The 17,658-nt window shown below is 68.9% G+C and carries 18 protein-coding genes and 2 pseudogenes; 10 read left to right on the plus strand and 10 right to left on the minus strand.

Annotation, left to right across the window (positions count from 1 at the left end):
* Positions 1–693, plus strand: a pseudogene (locus V7E45_RS13310) (hypothetical protein); the annotation flags it as partial.
* 195 nt (positions 694–888) lie between these two features.
* On the opposite strand, the gene V7E45_RS13315 reads toward V7E45_RS13310, so the two are convergent.
* The gene (locus tag V7E45_RS13315; RefSeq protein ID WP_333774340.1) at positions 889–1,200 is read right to left on the minus strand and encodes a hypothetical protein; all 312 of its coding nucleotides are present in this window, start codon (positions 1,198–1,200) and stop codon (positions 889–891) included.
* 548 nt (positions 1,201–1,748) lie between these two features.
* On the opposite strand from V7E45_RS13315, the pseudogene V7E45_RS13320 reads away from it, so the two are divergent.
* Positions 1,749–1,843: pseudogene (locus V7E45_RS13320) on the plus strand.
* A 644-nt stretch (positions 1,844–2,487) separates the two neighbouring features.
* Positions 2,488–3,696: a cytochrome P450 gene (locus V7E45_RS13325; RefSeq protein WP_333774341.1), complete on the plus strand. Its 1,209-nt coding sequence runs from the start codon at positions 2,488–2,490 to the stop codon at positions 3,694–3,696.
* 162 nt (positions 3,697–3,858) lie between these two features.
* Here V7E45_RS13325 and V7E45_RS13330 read toward each other — a convergent pair whose 3' ends face one another.
* Entirely contained in the window at positions 3,859–4,941 is a 1,083-nt protein-coding gene (locus V7E45_RS13330) for an FG-GAP repeat domain-containing protein (RefSeq protein ID WP_333774342.1), read from the minus strand.
* A gap of 276 nt (positions 4,942–5,217) precedes the next feature.
* On the opposite strand from V7E45_RS13330, the gene V7E45_RS13335 reads away from it, so the two are divergent.
* Positions 5,218–5,817, plus strand: coding sequence for a cation transporter (locus tag V7E45_RS13335; protein WP_333774343.1), 600 nt, complete (start codon positions 5,218–5,220; stop codon positions 5,815–5,817).
* Positions 5,818–5,937: 120 nt separating this feature from the next.
* Here V7E45_RS13335 and V7E45_RS13340 read toward each other — a convergent pair whose 3' ends face one another.
* Positions 5,938–6,069, minus strand: a complete 132-nt coding sequence (locus V7E45_RS13340) for a hypothetical protein (protein ID WP_333774344.1) — start codon at positions 6,067–6,069, stop codon at positions 5,938–5,940.
* Between the two features lie 35 nt (positions 6,070–6,104).
* On the opposite strand from V7E45_RS13340, the gene V7E45_RS13345 reads away from it, so the two are divergent.
* A complete protein-coding gene (locus V7E45_RS13345; protein ID WP_333774345.1) occupies positions 6,105–6,710 on the plus strand; it encodes a cadmium resistance transporter in 606 nt (201 codons plus the stop codon).
* A gap of 117 nt (positions 6,711–6,827) precedes the next feature.
* Here V7E45_RS13345 and V7E45_RS13350 read toward each other — a convergent pair whose 3' ends face one another.
* Positions 6,828–6,977, minus strand: a complete 150-nt coding sequence (locus V7E45_RS13350; RefSeq protein ID WP_333774346.1) for a hypothetical protein — start codon at positions 6,975–6,977, stop codon at positions 6,828–6,830.
* A gap of 431 nt (positions 6,978–7,408) precedes the next feature.
* Positions 7,409–7,894, minus strand: coding sequence for a hypothetical protein (locus V7E45_RS13355; RefSeq protein ID WP_333774347.1), 486 nt, complete (start codon positions 7,892–7,894; stop codon positions 7,409–7,411).
* 92 nt (positions 7,895–7,986) lie between these two features.
* On the opposite strand from V7E45_RS13355, the gene V7E45_RS13360 reads away from it, so the two are divergent.
* On the plus strand, positions 7,987–8,400 hold the full coding sequence (locus tag V7E45_RS13360; protein WP_333774348.1) for a MerR family transcriptional regulator: 414 nt from the start codon (positions 7,987–7,989) through the stop codon (positions 8,398–8,400).
* 469 nt (positions 8,401–8,869) lie between these two features.
* Here V7E45_RS13360 and V7E45_RS13365 read toward each other — a convergent pair whose 3' ends face one another.
* From V7E45_RS13365 to V7E45_RS13375, 3 genes are read right to left on the minus strand one after another with little or no spacing between them, the layout of a single operon-like run.
* A complete protein-coding gene (locus V7E45_RS13365) occupies positions 8,870–9,055 on the minus strand; it encodes a DUF6207 family protein (RefSeq protein WP_333774349.1) in 186 nt (61 codons plus the stop codon).
* 13 nt (positions 9,056–9,068) lie between these two features.
* The gene (locus V7E45_RS13370; RefSeq protein WP_333774350.1) at positions 9,069–10,187 is read right to left on the minus strand and encodes a fatty acid desaturase family protein; all 1,119 of its coding nucleotides are present in this window, start codon (positions 10,185–10,187) and stop codon (positions 9,069–9,071) included.
* Positions 10,188–10,194: 7 nt separating this feature from the next.
* Positions 10,195–11,250 carry a ferredoxin reductase gene (locus V7E45_RS13375; RefSeq protein WP_333774351.1) on the minus strand — a complete coding sequence of 352 codons (1,056 nt, stop codon included), beginning with the start codon at positions 11,248–11,250 and terminating at the stop codon, positions 10,195–10,197.
* Between the two features lie 87 nt (positions 11,251–11,337).
* Here V7E45_RS13375 and V7E45_RS13380 point away from each other — a divergent pair, with 87 nt between their 5' ends.
* Complete coding sequence (locus V7E45_RS13380) at positions 11,338–12,477, plus strand: PucR family transcriptional regulator (protein WP_333774352.1); 1,140 nt, start codon at positions 11,338–11,340, stop codon at positions 12,475–12,477.
* Positions 12,478–12,540: 63 nt separating this feature from the next.
* Here the strand turns inward: V7E45_RS13380 and V7E45_RS13385 are convergent, their stop codons facing one another.
* Positions 12,541–12,822 carry a hypothetical protein gene (locus V7E45_RS13385; RefSeq protein ID WP_333774353.1) on the minus strand — a complete coding sequence of 94 codons (282 nt, stop codon included), beginning with the start codon at positions 12,820–12,822 and terminating at the stop codon, positions 12,541–12,543.
* Positions 12,823–13,424: 602 nt separating this feature from the next.
* Positions 13,425–13,844: a hypothetical protein gene (locus V7E45_RS13390; protein ID WP_333774354.1), complete on the minus strand. Its 420-nt coding sequence runs from the start codon at positions 13,842–13,844 to the stop codon at positions 13,425–13,427.
* A gap of 209 nt (positions 13,845–14,053) precedes the next feature.
* Here V7E45_RS13390 and V7E45_RS13395 point away from each other — a divergent pair, with 209 nt between their 5' ends.
* The 3 genes from V7E45_RS13395 (at position 14,054) to V7E45_RS13405 (ending at position 17,657) form a co-directional block, all read left to right on the plus strand.
* Positions 14,054–14,584 carry an ANTAR domain-containing protein gene (locus V7E45_RS13395; protein WP_333774355.1) on the plus strand — a complete coding sequence of 177 codons (531 nt, stop codon included), beginning with the start codon at positions 14,054–14,056 and terminating at the stop codon, positions 14,582–14,584.
* Positions 14,493–15,131, plus strand: a complete 639-nt coding sequence (locus V7E45_RS13400) for a DUF998 domain-containing protein (RefSeq protein WP_333774356.1) — start codon at positions 14,493–14,495, stop codon at positions 15,129–15,131. The genes V7E45_RS13395 and V7E45_RS13400 overlap by 92 nt, the downstream gene beginning before the upstream one ends.
* An 831-nt stretch (positions 15,132–15,962) precedes the next feature.
* Entirely contained in the window at positions 15,963–17,657 is a 1,695-nt protein-coding gene (locus V7E45_RS13405; protein ID WP_333774357.1) for an acetolactate synthase large subunit, read from the plus strand.
* Position 17,658 lies beyond the last annotated feature (1 nt).

Below are 17,658 nucleotides of genomic sequence, written 5' to 3' on the forward strand. Positions count from 1 at the left end.
GCCCCGGTCCCTTACCCAGTCGCGCCGTATCCCGCCGCCACCTCCGGCGTGTACCCACCTCAGCCCCCGCACTCCTCCACCGGACCGTTCCCGCTGCTGCCTTACGGCGCCCACCACCCCACACACCTCCGCGCACGCCGCCGCATCCGCTGGATGGCCGCCGCTTGTGCCCTCACCGTTGCCGCCGTCGTGACCGGGATCCTGCTGCTGCACCCCTTCGACGCGGGCGCCCGCGGCGACGGCACCACGTCCTCCCCGCCTCTCCCCGACGAGTCCGCTCCCGCTCTCTCCGCCAAGTGGGCCGGTGTGTGGATCGGCACGGGCCCCGGGACCCCGAACGCCGACGGCCGACTGCATCCACGCACCGACTCCTTCAAGGTGACCCTCACCCTGCACACCGCCGCCGTGGGCGAACTGGCCGGCAAGCAGGTCAGCAACATCACCGAGGTCGGCACCGGCCGGGAGGTCGGCTGCACGGAGGCCCTCACACTTCGAGCCGTGCGCGGCACGACGGCCACCTTCGAAGCGGTCACCAGCCACCCCACCGAACGCTCGGACACGTCACTGCAGTGCGACACCGGCCATCTCTACGTGGTTCAGCTCACCGACGCCGACACCATCACCCTCGGTGAGGAGGGCACCCAGTCCGCCGGTGCGCCCCAGGCTGTGCACCGCAGTCGCGGCAAATCCTGAGCAGGCCGACGGCCGACCGGGACGTGCGGCCCGCTCGGTGCGTAACACCGGCTTCGCCCCCGAACGGCAGCTCGTACCAGAGCCGGCCGCTCCTGGTGGTAGAAGTGCCGGGCATGGCGTGAGGGGAGCCGCGCGAACATCCGGCCCCGGCACTCCGGGCACGCCAACTGCGGGTCTGTCGGAGGTGGTCCCGCTTCAGAGCGGCCATCCGCCGGAATTGAACACGCCCTGCACCACCCCGAACAGCACCAGTACCCCCACCCCGATCTGCGCCGCAGGCTTCGCCGGCTTCCTGCCGGAGACCAGCCAGAACACCCCCATCAGCAGCAACGGGACCCACCCAGCGAAGTAGACCCACCATGCCATCTCATGGCCCCGGTCGCTGTCCGTCAGCACGCCTACGACCACGGAAGCGAACGTGAACAGAGACGGGGAGGCCCACAAACTCTCGTACATCTCATTGGACTTGGATGGTAAGGATTCCGATGACTCGGTCTCTTGCTCCACGGTGAGCGTCCTCTCATACGAATTGCCCCACGGCGGGGCATGCAGCCTAACGTCCGATCAGCAGTTGATCAGGAGGGGAAGATGACGATTCCGTCAGCTCCCTCAGCACCTGGTCAGGCGTGCCCTTCGGCGCCCACTTGATCGGGTTGTATCACCGATGATCTCTTCCCACTCGGCGCCCCGGGGGCGCGGCGTCCAGCCTCGGTGTATGCAGGGCGGTGCTGACGTTGGCGTCGCCGGACTGGATGCAGGCGTAGAAGGTGGCGATGCCGTCTCGGACCTCGACCTAGCCGTTGTGTATGAGGGCAGGCGGGGGTCAGCGTGGCCGTCCTCGTCGCTGATCCGGAACTGGTATTACTGCACGAGCGGGCGTGAGCCCGAGCCCGAGCCCGTCCTCGGTCTGATCGCTCATGGCACGCGTTCCCTGGGGATCGGCGGGTGGTTGTGCGCTGTGACGAGTCGGACGGGCGTATCAGCGCGCTGTCAGTCGGTCCTGCGACAGTCGGTCCTGTGAACGGCAGCGGACAACACACCGGTGCTGGACACAGGGAGAGGTGCCCGGAGTGGTTGATCGGGGACCAGCGAGCTCGCCTCACGGTCGGGCCCTTCGGGGCCCACGCAGGTTCGAATCCTGCCCTCTCCGCCGTCCCTCATACCGGGGGCCTGCGAGCTGCCAGGGGCATCACCCCATCGATTCGGTGGCCGCCGTCGTTAATCTGATCGGCGCGCCTGAGGCGATGGTCGATGCAGTCGCGTCAAGATCCTTCATGGAGCCCCCCGTGGTGACTTGTGCAAAGTAGTCAATACAAAATCCTCGCGCTGCTCCGGTAGACCGTCACCGTGTGTGCCCGGGGTCAGGACGCGCACTCTGGCCGAGCACCCGGGTAGGGGAATCTGCACTCGGTCATCGAGCGGGCCGTCCCCGCCCGGATACGACCAGGTGCGATCGTCGTCATCCACGACCGGTACGCGACGACCCCGCCGGCCGTACCCCGGCTGATCCTCGTACTGCGGGAACGGGTACCACCTCGTCACCGTTTCCCAGCTGCTCGCCGCCACCGGACGCATGCGCGCCGGTGTGGTGTGTTACCACGGTCCTCGCTCGTGATCCGGTGGCCGAGGGACCGGACCGGCTCGCCGGGCCCCGCCCTCAGGTGAACCAGCGGCGGGAGGGTGGGTCAGTGGCTGGTCACCGGGATGTCAGCCGGCGGTGCTTGTGTGGTCCGGTCGGAGCGCCGCCGGGGACGACGTGTGGCGCGGGCATTCGTTCACCATGAAGGGGAGACCGTGCGCGTTGCCTACCCCAGTGTGCTGGACTGGCCGCTGGCCCGCGTCTGTCCGCTGTCGCCGCCACCCGCACTGAGTGTGCTCCGCGACGGGCCGCCGACGCTGGTCCGGCTGCCGGCGGTCGCCGGTGAGGAACAGCTGGTCTGGTTGATCACCCGCTACGAGGACGTGAAGGCCGCGCTCAAGGATCCCCGACTGAGCGCCGACGAGACCCGGCCCGGCTTTCCGCTGCGCATCCCCGTGCCCACCGACGACCGGCCGAGCGGGTTCCTGCGCATGGACGATCCGGAGCACGGCCGGCTGCGCAGAATGGTCGCCCCCGAGTTCACGGCGCGCCGGGTGCGCATGCTGCGGCCCCGGCTCCAGGAGCTGACCGACCGGGCGGCCGACGCCCTGGCGGCCGGTCCGCACCCGGCCGACCTGGTGCGGGACTTCGCCGCCCTGGTGTCGGCACTGGTCATCGCCCGGCTGCTGGGGATACCGGACGACTGCACCCCCTTCTTCCTGGAGCAGACCCGGATCCTGCTCACGGACGGCGACCCGGCGCTCTCCCTGGCGGCGCACCACCGGATCATCGCCTTCCTGGACGAGACCGCGCGCGCCAAGGAGAAGCAACCGGGTGACGACCTGGTCAGCCGGCTGGTCACCAACCACGTGGCCACCGGCGAACTCGACCGCGCCGACCTCCTCGGAATCCTGAAACTGCTGCTCATCGCGGGCCATGAGTCGACGGCCACTCAGATCGCCTTCAGCGCACTGAGCCTGCTGACCGACGACGGGCTGCGTGCGGAGGTCCTCGCCGGCGGCGGGGCCATGATGCCGGAGTTCGTGGAGGAGTCGATGAGGTTCTGGTCGATCATCCAGGACAGCGTCGTACGCCAGGCCACGGAGGACGTCCGGATCGGGGAGACCCTGGTCGGCGAGGGCGAGTCGGTGATGATCAGCCTGCTCGCCGCCAACCACGACCCCAGGGTCTTCCCCCGTCCCGAGCGCCTCGACATCCACCGGGACGCCTCCAGTCATCTGCTGTGGGGCCACGGCGCCCACTACTGCCTCGGCGCGTCGCTGGGGCGCCTGGAGGTGACGCTCGCCCTCGGTTCGCTCTTCACCACGCTGCCGACGCTCCGCCTGGCCTGCGAGGTCGGTCAGCTCCGCCTTCGCGAACATCCCGTCTTCCACTCCCTCACCGAACTGCCCGTTACCTGGTGAGCGACTTCCGCAACTGCGGCGGGGATTGCGAACTTCTCTTCTCCCGGTCCGTGCGTCGCTGAATTCAGCACGGCCGACTGGGCAAGACGCTGCGGGTGGCGGAGCTAACCCGCCTGAGCATGAGAGTGAGCTCAACCGGTCGGCCTCTTTCACATGCTGGCCTCAGCACTCCTGCCAGCCCGCAGCCCTGACCAGCCGGCCGAGGCCCCGCGGCGCCACACGTCGCCGGCCCCGCCCCGCGACCGCACGTGGGACGGGGCCGCGCCGCACCCGGTACGTGTACCGGTTTCCTCCCCCACCGTCTGCCCACTGGGCGGGGGAGTGCAGGAGTGGGCTTGTGTCGCTTGCCTCACCCTCCACGACAGTTGCGTCAGCCGGACGTCCGCCATGAACCCCCTCTCGTGTGCTCTGAGCGACCGGCAGATGCCGGGCCGCGCCGTCTGCGGCACCCCTCGCCGCAGCGCGCGGCCCGGCACCACCCACCGAAAACGATGCGGCAGGCCGTCGCAAACGACCCGCCGGCCGTGCATCCCGCCACCTGAGAGGACCGACTGTCATGGCTTCCACACGCGACCAACTCCGCCAGGCTCCGCAAGCAATCGAGCGGCTCACCGGGCATCTTGCCGACCGCGGCATGCCAGCAGCAGCGATCCAGGCCCTCGTTTTCGTCACGGTGCCGGTGGTGCCGGAGCGCTTGAACGGGCCGCGATAGACGTAGGTCCTGGATTCGTTGATGACGGCCAGGTCCTGCTTGCCGTCCCCGTTGAAGTCACCGGTCGCCAGATCCTTGCCCATGTAGTTGTTGCGGCCGGGGTTCTTGTTCGGGAGGGTCGTGCCCGTGGACAGGCCGGAGGGAGAGCCCCAAAGTATCGTCACGGCGCCCTGGGCGCTGTTCTCGCCGGTCGCTGCCACTGCGAGGTCGCCGTATCCGTCGCCGTCGAAGTGCGCGGCGGCCCGTACCTCGCCGAACATGTCGTCGGCCTCGTCGGTGCCGGGCACGCCGGGGCTCGACTGGGTGATGCGCTGCTTTGTGGGGCCGGGCCCGGTGGCGGTGCCGAAGACCACGGTGACGCCGCCGCCCCCTCTGGCGCTGAAGCTCGAGTACGCGTAGTCGCGGTAGCCGTCGCCGTTGAAGTCGTCGTCGTACTTCGCGGGCGCGGCGGTCGCTGCCGCGACGGGCAGGGAGAGGGGGACAAGGCCCGCTACCAGGAAGGTGGCGAGCGTAGCCGTTGTGCGGACGGGCATGGGGGGAGCTCCTTATGAATCGCGGAGGCGGTGGGCTGCGTCGGCGGCGATCTGGGCGGCCGAAGCGGGTGTGTGGCCGGTGGTGCGGGGGGCGCCACGTCGTTCACCGAGAGGTGTCCCGGGTGACGCGTGGGGTCTGCGAACAGAAGGCCGGTACTGGGTCCCGAGGGTTGTACGTTGGCGCAGGAGAACGTCGTATGTGCATGTTCAGGGGGCCGGCTGGCTCCGCGCGCGGGAACGGACAGCACTTGTTCACCGGTTCGGGAGGACCTCGAGGTGACCAGACCTGATGACGCCGCCCGCCAGACGCTTCTCCGCTGGGGCTTCGCTCTTGAGTACGCCACCCTCAGCTGGAACGTGATCGGCATCGTGGTGCTTGCCTTCGCGGCGATCTCGGCGAGGTCCGTTGCGCTGGCCGGGTTCGGCCTGGACTCCCTGATCGAGATCGGCGCCTCCACCGTGGTGATCTGGGAGCTGTCCGATACCGGCGAGGGCCGCCAGCGCCGTGCGTTGAGGCTGATTGGTTTCGGCTTCGGGCTACTGGCGGTGTACCTGCTGGTGCAGTCCACCTGGGTACTGGCCACCGGCTTCCACCCCCACCACTCGCCACTCGGCATCGGCTGGACCGCGGTGACGGCAGCGGTCATGTTCGCGCTCGCCGCCGGCAAGGCACGCACCGGCACCCGGCTGGATAACCCGGTGCTGAAGACGGAAGGCCGAGTCACGCTGATCGACGGCCTGCTGGCCGTCGCCGTGCTGCTAGGCCTCGTGCTGAACTCTCTGGCTGGCCTGTGGTGGGCCGATCCGGCCGCTGTGTACGTGCTGGCCTACTACGCGCTGCGCGAGGTCAAGGAGATCTTCTTCGGCGAGCGCTGACGGCCTGGACCGCCCGCTGCCGTCGCCTCTCGTGAACATCGAACACGGCGGGGCGTGAGCGCCTCCCGAAGTGATGAACGACTGCTGTCGAATCTGATGAACAGCGCCGGCGGGCTATGTTCACGGCTTGCGGCAGCAGTTGCTCATCATGTCGGGAGGCGGCTTGATGCTGTCGTGTTCGATGTTCACCAGGAGCAGCAGCACTGAGCCTCGGCCCAGCGAGGGGGCGGTGCGGGCTCCCGGTAGCGTCACCTGGACACTCGCATCGAAGGGGAGGGCGTCAACTCGTGGACCTCGGCATCATCGGGCAGGCCGCCGGGCTGTTCGCCGTCACCAACATCGACGACATCCTGGTCCTGGCGCTGTTTTTCGCCCAGGGAGCCGGTCACCGCGGCTCCGCACGCCGCGTCGTTCTGGGCCAGTACCTGGGTTTCGTCGCGATCCTCGCTGTGGCGGTGTCCGCCGCGTTCGGAGCGACCTTCCTGCCCGAGCCGGCCATCCCCTACCTCGGGCTGCTGCCACTCGCCCTCGGCCTGAAGGCCGCCTGGCGGGCATGGAAGGACCACCATGACGGTGGCACGGATGAAGAGGAGGCGCAGACCAAGGAGGGCGGCCCCAGCCCGCTTGAGGTCGCCGCGGTCACCTTCGCCAACGGCGGCGACAACATCGGCGTCTACGTGCCGGTGTTCGCCACCGCCGGCATCGCCGGGATGAGCGTGTACGCCATAGCGTTCCTGGCCCTGGTGGCGGTGTGGTGCTTCGCCGGCCGGTTCTTCGCCACCCGCCCTGTCATCGCCAAGGCTCTCGCTCGATGGGGCCACGTTCTGCTGCCCCTGGTGCTGATTACCATTGGCCTGCTCATCCTCATCGAAGGCGGTGCCTTCGGCCTGTGAGACACCCGGCGCAGTGGGCCCGTTCGAATTCCCCGTGCCGTCCAGGAGCCTCCCGCACCGGTGCGCACAGGCTGTCGACACTGGTGCTCAGAGCCAACGAGGCGAGCCTGCTGAGCGTTACAGGTCCGACTCTGCGGGCGGGAGTTCGGACTCGCTGCGCTCGTGCAGCCAGTCCAGCAGCCGGAATCCGCGCTCGCTCCGCTCGGCGTTCCCCCACGGCGCGGCCGAGAACGCCGCAGCGGTGAGCACGAGACCGGTGCCGAGCACCGTGAAACCCTTTGTCAGGCAGGGGCGTTGTGGTTCAGGGGGACGGGGAACCTCAGGTTCCTCTACCCCGCAGCCCTTACGCAGGCTCAGCCCGTCAAACCGGCCTCGAAGGCAGGCACGCGGGCGACAGGTCCAGGCGCGCCCGGTGCCGGCTTGCTGGGTGCCGCCACCGCCCTGCACTGTCACGGGCGACGTCGACGCTGACCTCTACGAACCAGCCCCGGCCCCACAAGGGTGACGTGCGGTGTTTCGCGCGAACCCACCCGGCGCTGAACGTCCAGCCGGTCCAGGGGCGGTCGTCTCCGGCCGGGGCCAAAAGCCCGGCGACCACCCGGCACGCGGTACGCGGAAGCGACGTGCTGCCCCCCGACGTTCCGCAGGCGCCCGTCGCAAGCCGAAGCTCGCTCCGAGCGGGACGCGTTGGCGTGCTCCTACCTCACCGACTCGCTGTGCCGAGCGGGCGTCCGTCGGCCGGGCCCCCGGCCGTTGTCCGCGAGGTCCGCGTTTCGGTCCCATCTCCAGGGCACGAGCTGGAGGACGCCGAATGCCACCTCGACGCCGAAGAAGAGCCACAGGAGCCGCGACACGCCATGGGCCAGTGCGTACGCCTGCCACGTGGCGAACAGGGCACGCGCGATGCCGTCGAACAGTCCGTGCTCCGGCAGCGGCCTGACGATACGCAGAACGGCCCAGACGACCACTACCGAGCCCATCAGGTTGGCGAACAGGATCTGCCACGGGTCGAGTTCGGGCAGGGCGCCGAGCCCGAGTGCCTTGCCGCACGAGGACAGCGTGTCGTGTACCAGGACGTAGGTCCACGGAGTTGCGAATCCGGCGGTGACGGCCAGGTCGTACCAGGCGCTCGCGCGTACGACGCGAAGGTAGGTTGGGCGGGAGGGGGTGCGAAGACGGCTCACGATGAGGCTCCTGGTGGTCTCGTGACGGCGGCGCCTCACGCTAAACAGTGGAGCACGCTCCAAGGTCAAGCCCGATATCCGATGGGAGGGGCATGCGCATCGGTGAGCTTGCCGCGCAGGCAGGCATGACCAGGGACACGATCCGGTTCTACGAGAAGGTCGGTCTCGTCACCGGCCGGCGCCTGCCCAACGGGTATCGCGACTTCCCGCCGGAGACGGTGGTCTGGCTCCAGTACATCCGCACTGCGCAGGCACTCGGATTCTCCCTGGCGGAGATCGCACGGAACGGCGAGGCGTTGCGCGAGGCGCCGGACACCGCGGAAGCACTGTCCACGCTCTTCGAGGAGAAGCTCCGGGTCGTCGACACCCGAATCGCCGAACTGACCACCCTGCGAGCCGAACTGGCCGCCCGCGTCGGCACCGGATGCCCACTGCGGCCGACCGGCCGACCCGCCGGGGCAGAAGCCGGGAGCGGCTCCGCGAAGGGGGCTGTGAGCACGGCCTGACGTGAGTCACCGGGCCGCGCTCCCAGTTGGGGTGGGCGGCGCGCCGGCCGCTGGCGCTTGGTCCCACTCCACTGCATCCGCGGGGGAGCGTGGAGGCTGGCCGCTCAGCCGCTGCGTCAGGCGCGGCCGCGCCGGCACGGGCTTGGTGCGCACCACCGTCTCGTGCGCTGGGCCACTTCCCGGACCGGCTCGCCGGTCCTGCCGCCTGCGTCTACCGGCCGCTCCGCGCGGGCCTCGGCCCTATCGGCGCCGTGGGTGTGGTCAACGGTGACGACGAGGTCGCCGCGGCTGTCGAGGTCCTGGGCTAGCGCGGTGCCTATCGCGCGGTCCGAGTGCAGCCCGTCGAGTGGAGCAGGACGGGCAGCCTGCCGATCTTGCTCTTCACCGTGGCGAATCAGTGAGTGTGGGCAGTTCCGCACGGGTGCGCCCGGTGACTTCGGAAAGGAAGGGAGCCGGCGACCATGGCAGGTCAGCGCACCACAACGCCTCGCCGGGGCTGTGTGTTGAGCTCTTGGCGCACGTCCAGGTAGTAGTGCAGCCGGACGCCGGGCTGCCCCGGCTCCCGTGTCGTACGGTCTGATGTCGCGGTCGCCCACCGTCCGCAACGGAATTCACCGAACCCGGCGGTGCCGCCGGTACGGCCGAAAGGTCTCAACGAATACCGGGCATCAGGCCGCGACGAGCTCCTGCTCGCGGTTCGGCGTTTCGACCTTGGGCTTCTTGTTCGGCAGCGAGAGCCGGAAGACCTTGCGCCATGCGGAGAACACCTGCTTGGGCAGCGGCCCGGTGACGTACTCCAGCTCGTACTTTTCGAACAACGCGCGCACCTTCACCGCGACCTCGGCGTACCGGTTGCTCGGCAGGTCCGGGAACAGGTGGTGCTCGATCTGGTGCGACAGGTTGCCGGTCATGAAGTGCATGGCCTTGCTGCCGCTGATGTTCGCCGAGCCCATCATCTGGCGCAGGTACCACTGGCCGCGCGTCTCGCCCTTGATCGACCGGCGCTCGAAGACCTGTACGCCCTCGGGGAAGTGCCCGCACATGATTACCGAGTGGGACCAGATGTTGCGGACCAGGTTCGCGGTGAACGTGGCGGCGAGCGTGGGGAGGAACGACGGGCCCGACAGCAGCGGGTGGATCACGTAGTCCTTGAGCACCTGCTTGCGGATCTTGCGACCCACAGCCTTGGCCCGCGCGCGGAACTCCGGGTCCTTGCGGCGGTGCTTGTTCAGGTTGTTGCCGAGCTCCAGGTCGTACGCTGCGATGCCGTACTCGAAGAAGCAGGCGTTGATGAAGTTCCACAGCGGCTGGCCGAGGTGGAACGGGTGCCACTTCTGGTCCTCGTCGACGCGCATGATGCCGTAGCCGAGGTCGTTGTCCTTGCCGATCACGTTGGTGTACGTGTGGTGCAGCTTATTGTGCGAGTGCTTCCACTGCTCGGACGGTGAGACGTGATCCCACTCCCACGTGGTGGAGTGGATCTTCGGGTCCCGCATCCAGTCCCACTGGCCGTGCAGGACGTTGTGGCCGATCTCCATGTTGTCCATGATCTTCGCCACGGACAGACCGGCGGTGCCGATCAGCCACGCGGGCGGGAAGATCGAGAACAGCAGCACGCCCCTGCTGACCAGCTCGAGCTTGCGCTGCGCCGAGATGACCCTACGGATGTAGGCGGCGTCCTTCTCGCCGCGGCCGGCGATCACCTCATCGCGGATCGCGTCCAAGTCGCGGCCAAGCTCCTCGATCTGCTCCGCGGTCAGGTGGGCGGTGGGGTCAATGGCGGTCAAGGTGCTCCTACCGTTCGATGTCGCAGGGGCCCGCCGCGGCGGACACGCAGGTCTGGATGAGGACGCCCGGCTCGGCCTCGGTGATCTTGCCGGTGCGCAGGTCGCGGACGGCGCCTGTCTTGAGCGGCGTGACGCAGCCGAAGCAGATGCCCATGCGGCACCCGGAGGGCATGAGCACGCCGGCCTCCTCGCCGACGTCCAGCAACGGCGTGGCGCCGTCCGCGTCGACGGTCTTGCCGGTGGCGCTGAACGAGACCTCGCCGCCGGCGCCGGGGATGACGATGCTGGGGCGGAAGCGTTCGGTGTGCAGGCGCTCTGGTACGCCGTGCTCGCACCAGTGCTTTTCGGCGGCGTCGAGCAGGCCCGCGGGCCCGCAAGCCCAGGTCTCGCGCTCGGCCCAGTCGGGCACGAGTTCGTCGAGACGGGCGATGTCGAGCATGCCGTCCGTGTCGGTGTGCACCTCGGTGAGCTGCAGCTTCTTGTCCGCGACCAGGTCGTGCAGTTCGTTGCGGAAGATTACGTCTTGCGGCCGCGGCGCGCAGTGAACCATGACGACGTCGTTGAACTCGGTGTCGCGCAGCATGCCCATCACGGGCGTGATGCCGCTGCCGGCCGTCAGGTAGAGCACCTTGGCGGGCTTGGCCTGCGGCAGCACGAAGTCACCGGCCGCCTGGTCGAGCTGGATCAGCGTGCCCGGTTGCGCCCTGCGGACCAGGTGGTTGCTGACCTTGCCGTCCGGAATCGCCTTCACGGTGATCGTGACGCGGCCGTCCTGGCGGTGTGTCGGCGAGGTGATGGAGTAGGCACGCCACAGGCGCACCCCGTCGACGTCGACGCCGATCCGCACGTACTGACCGGCCGTGTGGCCGCTCCAGTCCCGTCCTGGCCTGATCACGATGGTTGCGGCGTCACCCGTCTCGGGGTGCACGGCCTCGATGCGCCCCCGCAGGTCAGCGCCCGCACGCAGCGGGCTGACCAGGTCGAGGTAGTCCGACGGCAGCAGCGGTGTCGTGACCATCTCCAGCAGTTTCCACGCCCTACTACGGAGGGCTGCACTTCTCATGACTCCAGCTTGCTGCGCCTCAAGGCGTAAAGTCCTGACCGCAGGACGTAAATCTGGTCGACTGAATTGTTCGCAGGGAACAAAAACGTGAGCCATGCAATCCAGAGGGCCAGCGAACTGGCCCTGGACGAGACGACGGTCACCGCACTGCGGGCCGCGCTGAAGAGCACCGCGGACGAGGTCGTCCAGGCGATCATCGACGAGGTCCCTCCCTATGCCAACGCCCTGTCGGGCCACATGGGCGCCACCATCCGCCGAGCCGTCCGCACCGCCCTGGGGCACTACCTGGACCTCGCGAGCGGGAACGCCACAGGCGGCGACGGCGGTGACGCGGCCTACGAGTTGGGCCGCGGCGAGGTACGCGACGGCCGTTCGATGGACGCCCTGCTGAGCGCCTACCGCGTCGGCGCCCGCGTGGCCTGGCGATGCCTGGCAGCGGGCGCCGTACCCGCGGGTCTGCCCGCCGCCGAGGTCGCCAAGTTCGCCGAGCTGACCTTCGCCTACATCGACGAGCTCTCCGCCGCGAGCGCCGCGGGCCACGCCGACGAACTGGCCGCCCGGGGCCGGGCCCAAGAGCGCCACCTGGAACACCTGGCCCGCGACCTCCTCGCCGGCGCGAGCCCGGACGTGCTGCTGGGCTCTGCTCAACGGGCCGGGTGGCAGCCTCCCCTTTCGCTGACCGCGGTCCTGCTGCCCGCCGCCCAGGCCCGGCCTGCCTACCGTACGCTCGACCCAGGCACCCTCGTCCTCGACGATCTGCCGGACGCCACCGGTGTGCTGCTCGTCCCCGATGCCGACCGATCACATCTCTTGCGGCAGCTGACCGACCGCACCGCCGTGGTCGGGCCGGCCCGGCCATGGGCTCGTGCGTCCGCCTCGTACGCACGAGCCGTACGCGCGCGCTTCCTCTCCTCCGATATTCGCGACACCGAGGACCACCTGCCCGAGCTGGTGCTGAGCGCCGACGCGGACGCGTTCGCAGACCTGCGTGCCCGAGCCCTCGCACCGTTGCGGGCCTTGCCTGTTGCGACCGCACGGCGGCTGGAGGAGACGTTGCGGGCGTGGCTGCTGCACCAGGGCAGGCGGGATGAGGTGGCGGCGGCGTTGTTCGTCCATCCCCAGACCGTCCGGTACCGGATGTCGCAGCTGCGGGAGCTGTTTCCGGATCTCGCATCGCCGCACCGGGTCCTCGAACTGACGCTGGCGGTCGGTCTTCGGGTCACCTGACACGTTCTTCGACCGTCCAGGACCGCATCCGCGAGCGGTCCAGGAATCGGCCTCGTCCTGTTACTACAAATCGTTTGGAGGGCTATGCCCTGGGTCGCCGGGGGTGCGTCGGGCGGCTGCGCCGCGGGTGCGGGCGCTGTCGGTGGGGTGGATGCCGTAGCGGGCGGGATCGAGGCTGATCAGGTCGCGGTGCAGGCGGCGCATCCGCAGGGCGAGGTCGAGGTGGAGGCGGGGGCGTTTGTCGCGGACTTCGGCGACAGTGCGGGGGTTGATGTCCAGGCGCTTCGCGAGTGTGGTGGCGGGCCATCCGGCACGTGCCAGGTCGGCGATGTCCTGCGCGGACATGCCTTGCCCGCGCAGCCGCACAGCCCACCGTGCGGCCGGATAAGACGGCACCCGCGTGGATAGACCACGCAGGTGGTCCTGCTCGCGCTGGCGGCGGGCACGGACTGCTGCCTGTCGGCACTCGGCGCGAGTGCAGACGTAGTCCGCGCACGAAGCCTGGCCGTGACGGACGGACGGACGGACGACCGACCGCCGCGGCCGACGCTGCCGCGCGACGGGCACGGCGACGGAACCGAACCGTTCTCCAGGACGTGGCATGGCGATTCCTGCTGCGAGTTCGATGTGCCGACTCAAGCCACGCGCCCCCTCGGACAGAGCAGCCCCGCTGCGCACCACCTTTTGGTGTTCAGTTGTGGGTGGTGCCTGCAACGCTGATCGTACGAACGGCGATGAGCAGTTGCTGCGTGGCCGGGTCTACGGTCGCGACGACGGCAGTGTGGCCCTGGCCACCGAGTTGTTCGTGGTGGCCCGGCGGCCGCGCCCTGTACGACCCCATCGCCGGCGAGCCGCGCACACCAGGCCCCGGGATCGCCTGCCGCTTCCACTGTTGCGTCGACACACCCTGACCGCAGGCCCGGCACCCCAGCTGACGCGGGACAGCTTCAGTCGTCTGCTGTGACCGAGCAATCCTTGAACGGGATACCGAGGAGTTCACAGGCCGCGACATCCTCCCCTGCCTCGAGGTCTTCCGCGTCTGTGGATGGGGGCTTCCCCAGATACGCCGCTGCCGCACGAGTCGCGCCACTGAAACAGGTCGGATTCTGATCGACGATCAGGCCGAGGATCTGCACTTGGGCCGATTCCGCATTCGCGTTCACGGAGTTGAGATAGCCCTCATCACGGGCTTCGCGCTTCTTCTGCTCCCGGAGCTGATCGGCCCGCTTCCCGAAGTCGTTGCTGGCCTGCTGGCACGTAGCGGACTGCTCGGATGCGCTGTCGTGCCGCGTCGCTCCCACGGCGTACCCGCCTGCGGCGAGCGTGACTGCTCCTGCGCTGGCCAGCGCGATCATCGAACGCTTCATGGCCGGGGATCCTATATGCGCAGGTAAGGATACTGATCATCTTGTGAGAGGCTCGTCGTTAGTCGATGCGATGATGTGATCGCTCTGTGTTCAGGTGAGGGTCAGTCATTGCGCGCCAGCATGATGCCCGAGGGGGCAAGCGTGGTCGGCGTAGCGAGTTTGGCCGGGAGCTGCTTCGGCGCGAGTGATCATGGTCCCGTAAGCTTCCGGTGCCCACGCGGCGACGTGAAGCAGCTGCGCCAAGTCATGCGGACGCCGGTTGGAGACAGCGGCAACGGTGCACCGAGGAGGAAGCCTTCGACGTCCTGCGCCGACTCTCCCGGCAGTCCAATCTCACACTCCGCGACGTCTGCACCGCCTGCTCACCGAACTGGCCGGCCACCCCCCCCACCCGTCCTCCTCTGCGCCCCCGACCCGAATCAGGCATTGCCGGGCCGCGCACAAGAGTCGGTGAACACCTCGCGCGCCCGGCACTCGTTCCGCGAACTCCTGCGCCCGGCCGCAGTAGGGTCTGCCCCACCCTGTTCCAGGGGGCTTGTAGGAGTGCCCGAGTCCCGCGCCGCATGATCGGCTGTCCGCAGGTATTCGCGATGCGGAAGGTGGACAGGTGTGAGAGTCCGGATCGGGTACTCGGCATGGATCGTGGGCGTGGCACAGTTCTTCGTCGTCCACTGGATTGCCGAGTCGGCTTGGGCCAGACCGTACAGTTGGGCAGGGAACAACATCAGCGACTTGGGTAACGCTCACTGCGCTCTGCAGCCGGATCCTGAACCGCGGTACATCTGCTCTCCCGAGCACAGTCTGATGAATGTTTCGTTCGCCGCCCTGGGGGTGCTGATCGTTGTCGGTGCTGCCCTGACCAGTGATGCCCTTTGGAGGAGGGGACGGGCCCCTGCCGTGGCCCGTCTGCTGCTCGCCGGTGCCGGCGTGGGATTCGGGTTGGCCGGGCTGGCACCGGCGGACGTCCACGAGAACCAGCATGTCTTGGGTGCCCTCTTCATCATGGCAGCGGGCAACGTCGGTCTCATCGTGGCGGGGTTCGGTCTGGCAGAACACGTGCCGGCTCCTGTGCGGTGGGGCACCAGCCTGCTAGGAGTCACAGTGATCACGGCCTTCGGCCTGTTCCTCTCCCACCACTACCTCGGTCTCGGCATGGGAGGTATGGAACGGGTCGCCGTACTTCCTCTCCTGTTCTGGGCGCTGGCTGTCGGCGTTCATGGACTCATCCGTCCTGCGGGTCGCATCGAAGAAGCGCCTGGCTGCCGGACCCCACGCACCGCGGCGTAACCGGCGATCCGGACGTGGTCGACTTCCGCACGTTTCAGGCGGGGGGCGACCCGGCGGCTACGCGCACCGCACCCTGTTCCAGTGCATCCAGGAACTCACCCTCACCGGTCGGGACAGCACCCGAATCTCCACCACCGTCACAACCTGCGCAGGTGACCAGGGGTCGGTTGGTGGGCGCGTTCGTCGGACCAGGTGGCGAGGGCCCTTGTTGTGCTTGAGCCGGCGAAGCGGCGGGCGCGGCTTGGGTGCGCTGGCCGCTGCTGACCGGCAGCCTCGCGCTCGTCGGCGGGGGCCTGCTCATGGTCACGGTGCACGACGGCACCGGCCTGGCCCTCCTCCTGGTGACCACCGGCGTCCTCGGCATCCCCAACGGGCTGTGCAACTTCGCCAACCAGACCACCCTGTACGTTCAGACCTCCCCGGACGAAGTCGCAGTCGCCGCCGGGCTGTTCCGCACCTTCGGCTACATCGGGGCGATCTTCTCCTCCAGCGTCATCTCCCTCAGCTTCGGCCACCGCGTCACCGACGCGGGCTTCCACCGCATGGGCTGGGTGGTCCTCGGCCTGGACGTCGTGACCACACTGGTCACCCTCTCGGGCGGCCAAGCGGTCATACGATCCTGCCAGAGCCTGCCGCCGCACGGTGCGACGGCACCTTCACATCCGGGTCCAGCCTGCGAGCCGCACGTGATCGGTGCCACCCCAACGCCTCCGAACGACCCCGGCCGTGCTCGCGGCCAGGCCCGAAGCCCCGGGCGAAGCCCCCCACCGCGAACACCCGGCCGGCCCCCGATGAATGGCCGAGGCGGAAGGGCGTGCCTACCGTCCTCTCATGGGCACCGAGGGCGAGACCGGATCGCAGAACACGGCAGCAGTGGGGGAGGACGTCGCGCACCTGTTGGTGCGTTGTCTGCGGGCCGAGGGTGTGGAGTACGTCTTCGGGATTCCCGGCGAGGAGAACATCCGGTTCGTCGACGCGCTGGACGGCTCCGGGATCCGGTATGTCCTGGTGCGCCACGAGCAGGCCGCCTCGTTCATGGCGGAGATCTACGGGCGGCTGACCGGTCGGGCCGGAGTGTGCTCGGCGACGCTGGGGCCCGGCGCGATCAACCTGTTGCTGGGCACCGCGGACGCCATGACCAACAGCGCGCCGCTGGTCGCCCTGGCGGCGCAGGGGTCGCTCCGGCGAATCCACAAGGAGTCGCACCAGGTCATCGACCTGGTGTCGATGTTCGCTCCCGTCACACAGTGGGCTGCCCGCCTCGAGTGTCCGGACGCGGTGCCGGAGATGATCCGCAAGGCGTTCAAGACCGCGCAGAGCGAACGGCCCGGCGCCGTGTTCCTGGCAGTGCCGGAGGACATCGAGGCCGAACGTCCGGCGGAGTCCCTCTCACCCCTGCAGATCGACGTGGTGCACGCCGGCGCTCCCTCACCCACCGAGATCGCGCGGGCGGCCGAGGTGCTCGTATCGGCTCGCAACCCCGTCGTGCTGGCAGGCCACGGCGCCGCCAGGGCGCGGGCGTCGGCCGCCCTGGTGCGATTCGCCGAGCGGCTGAACGTCCCGGTCGCGACCACGTTCCACGGCAAGGGCGTCTTCCCCGACGACCACCCGAACGCCCTCGGCGCGGTCGGCTTCATGCGCCACGACTACGGCAACTTCGGCTTCGACGCCGCCGACGTGCTGGTCTGCGTGGGCTACGAGGTCCAGGAGTTCGACCCCGCCAAGATCAACCCGAAAGGCGACAAGCGGATCCTGCACGTGCACCGATTCCCCGCTGAGGTCGACAGCCATTACCCGGTGACCGTGGGCGTCGAAGGAGACCCATCGCGGGCTCTGGACGCACTCGCGTCCGCACTGCCCGATGGACTCACCTACGACTCCGAAAGCAGCGCGAACATCCGCGCGCTGCTCGACGAAGAGCTCCGGTACGGACGCGACAACGACGCGTTCCCGCTAGTACCCCAACGCATTGTGCACGACGTCCGCGCCGCCCTGGACCGCCACGACATCGTCCTCGCCGACACCGGGGCAGGAAAAATGTGGATGTCCCGCCTCTACCCCACCTACGAACCGGACACCTGCCTGGTCTCCAACGGCCTGTCCACCATGGGTTTCGCGTTGCCCGGTGCCATCGCCGCCAAGCTGGCCCGGCCGGACCGGCGGGTACTGGCGATGATGGGCGACGGCTCGTTCCTGATGAACTCCCAGGAACTGGAGACCGCCGTCCGCGAACGCTTTCCGTTGGTCGTCCTCGTTCTGGTAGACGAGGAGTACGGCCTGATCACCTGGAAGATGGAACTCGAACTCGGCCGCCACAGCCACACCCGGTTCACCAACCCCGACCTCGTCGCGTACGCCGAGAGCTTCGGCGCACGCGGCTACGCGATCGAGACCGCCGACCAACTTCTGCCCGTGCTGCGCCGCGCCCTCGACGACGACACGGTCTCCGTGATCGCCTGCCCCGTCGACTACGCCGAGAACCTGCGCCTGACCGACAGACTGGGGGAGCTCCACGGCCCGTTCTGAC

The organism is Streptomyces sp. IBSBF 3136 (assembly GCF_036815105.1).
In the GTDB taxonomy this organism is placed as follows: Bacteria; Actinomycetota; Actinomycetes; order Streptomycetales; family Streptomycetaceae; genus Streptomyces.

Excerpts from the sequence above, each read along its gene's own strand:
- V7E45_RS13330 (WP_333774342.1), bottom strand. The coding sequence starts at position 4,941 with ATGCCCGTCCGCACAACGGCTACGCTCGCCACCTTCCTGGTAGCGGGC.
- V7E45_RS13360 (WP_333774348.1), top strand. The coding sequence starts at position 7,987 with ATGCGCATCGGTGAGCTTGCCGCGCAGGCAGGCATGACCAGGGACACG.
- V7E45_RS13375 (WP_333774351.1), bottom strand. The coding sequence starts at position 11,250 with ATGAGAAGTGCAGCCCTCCGTAGTAGGGCGTGGAAACTGCTGGAGATG.
- V7E45_RS13385 (WP_333774353.1), bottom strand. The coding sequence starts at position 12,822 with ATGTCCGCGCAGGACATCGCCGACCTGGCACGTGCCGGATGGCCCGCC.
- V7E45_RS13390 (WP_333774354.1), bottom strand. The coding sequence starts at position 13,844 with ATGAAGCGTTCGATGATCGCGCTGGCCAGCGCAGGAGCAGTCACGCTC.
- V7E45_RS13405 (WP_333774357.1), top strand. The coding sequence starts at position 15,963 with ATGGGCACCGAGGGCGAGACCGGATCGCAGAACACGGCAGCAGTGGGG.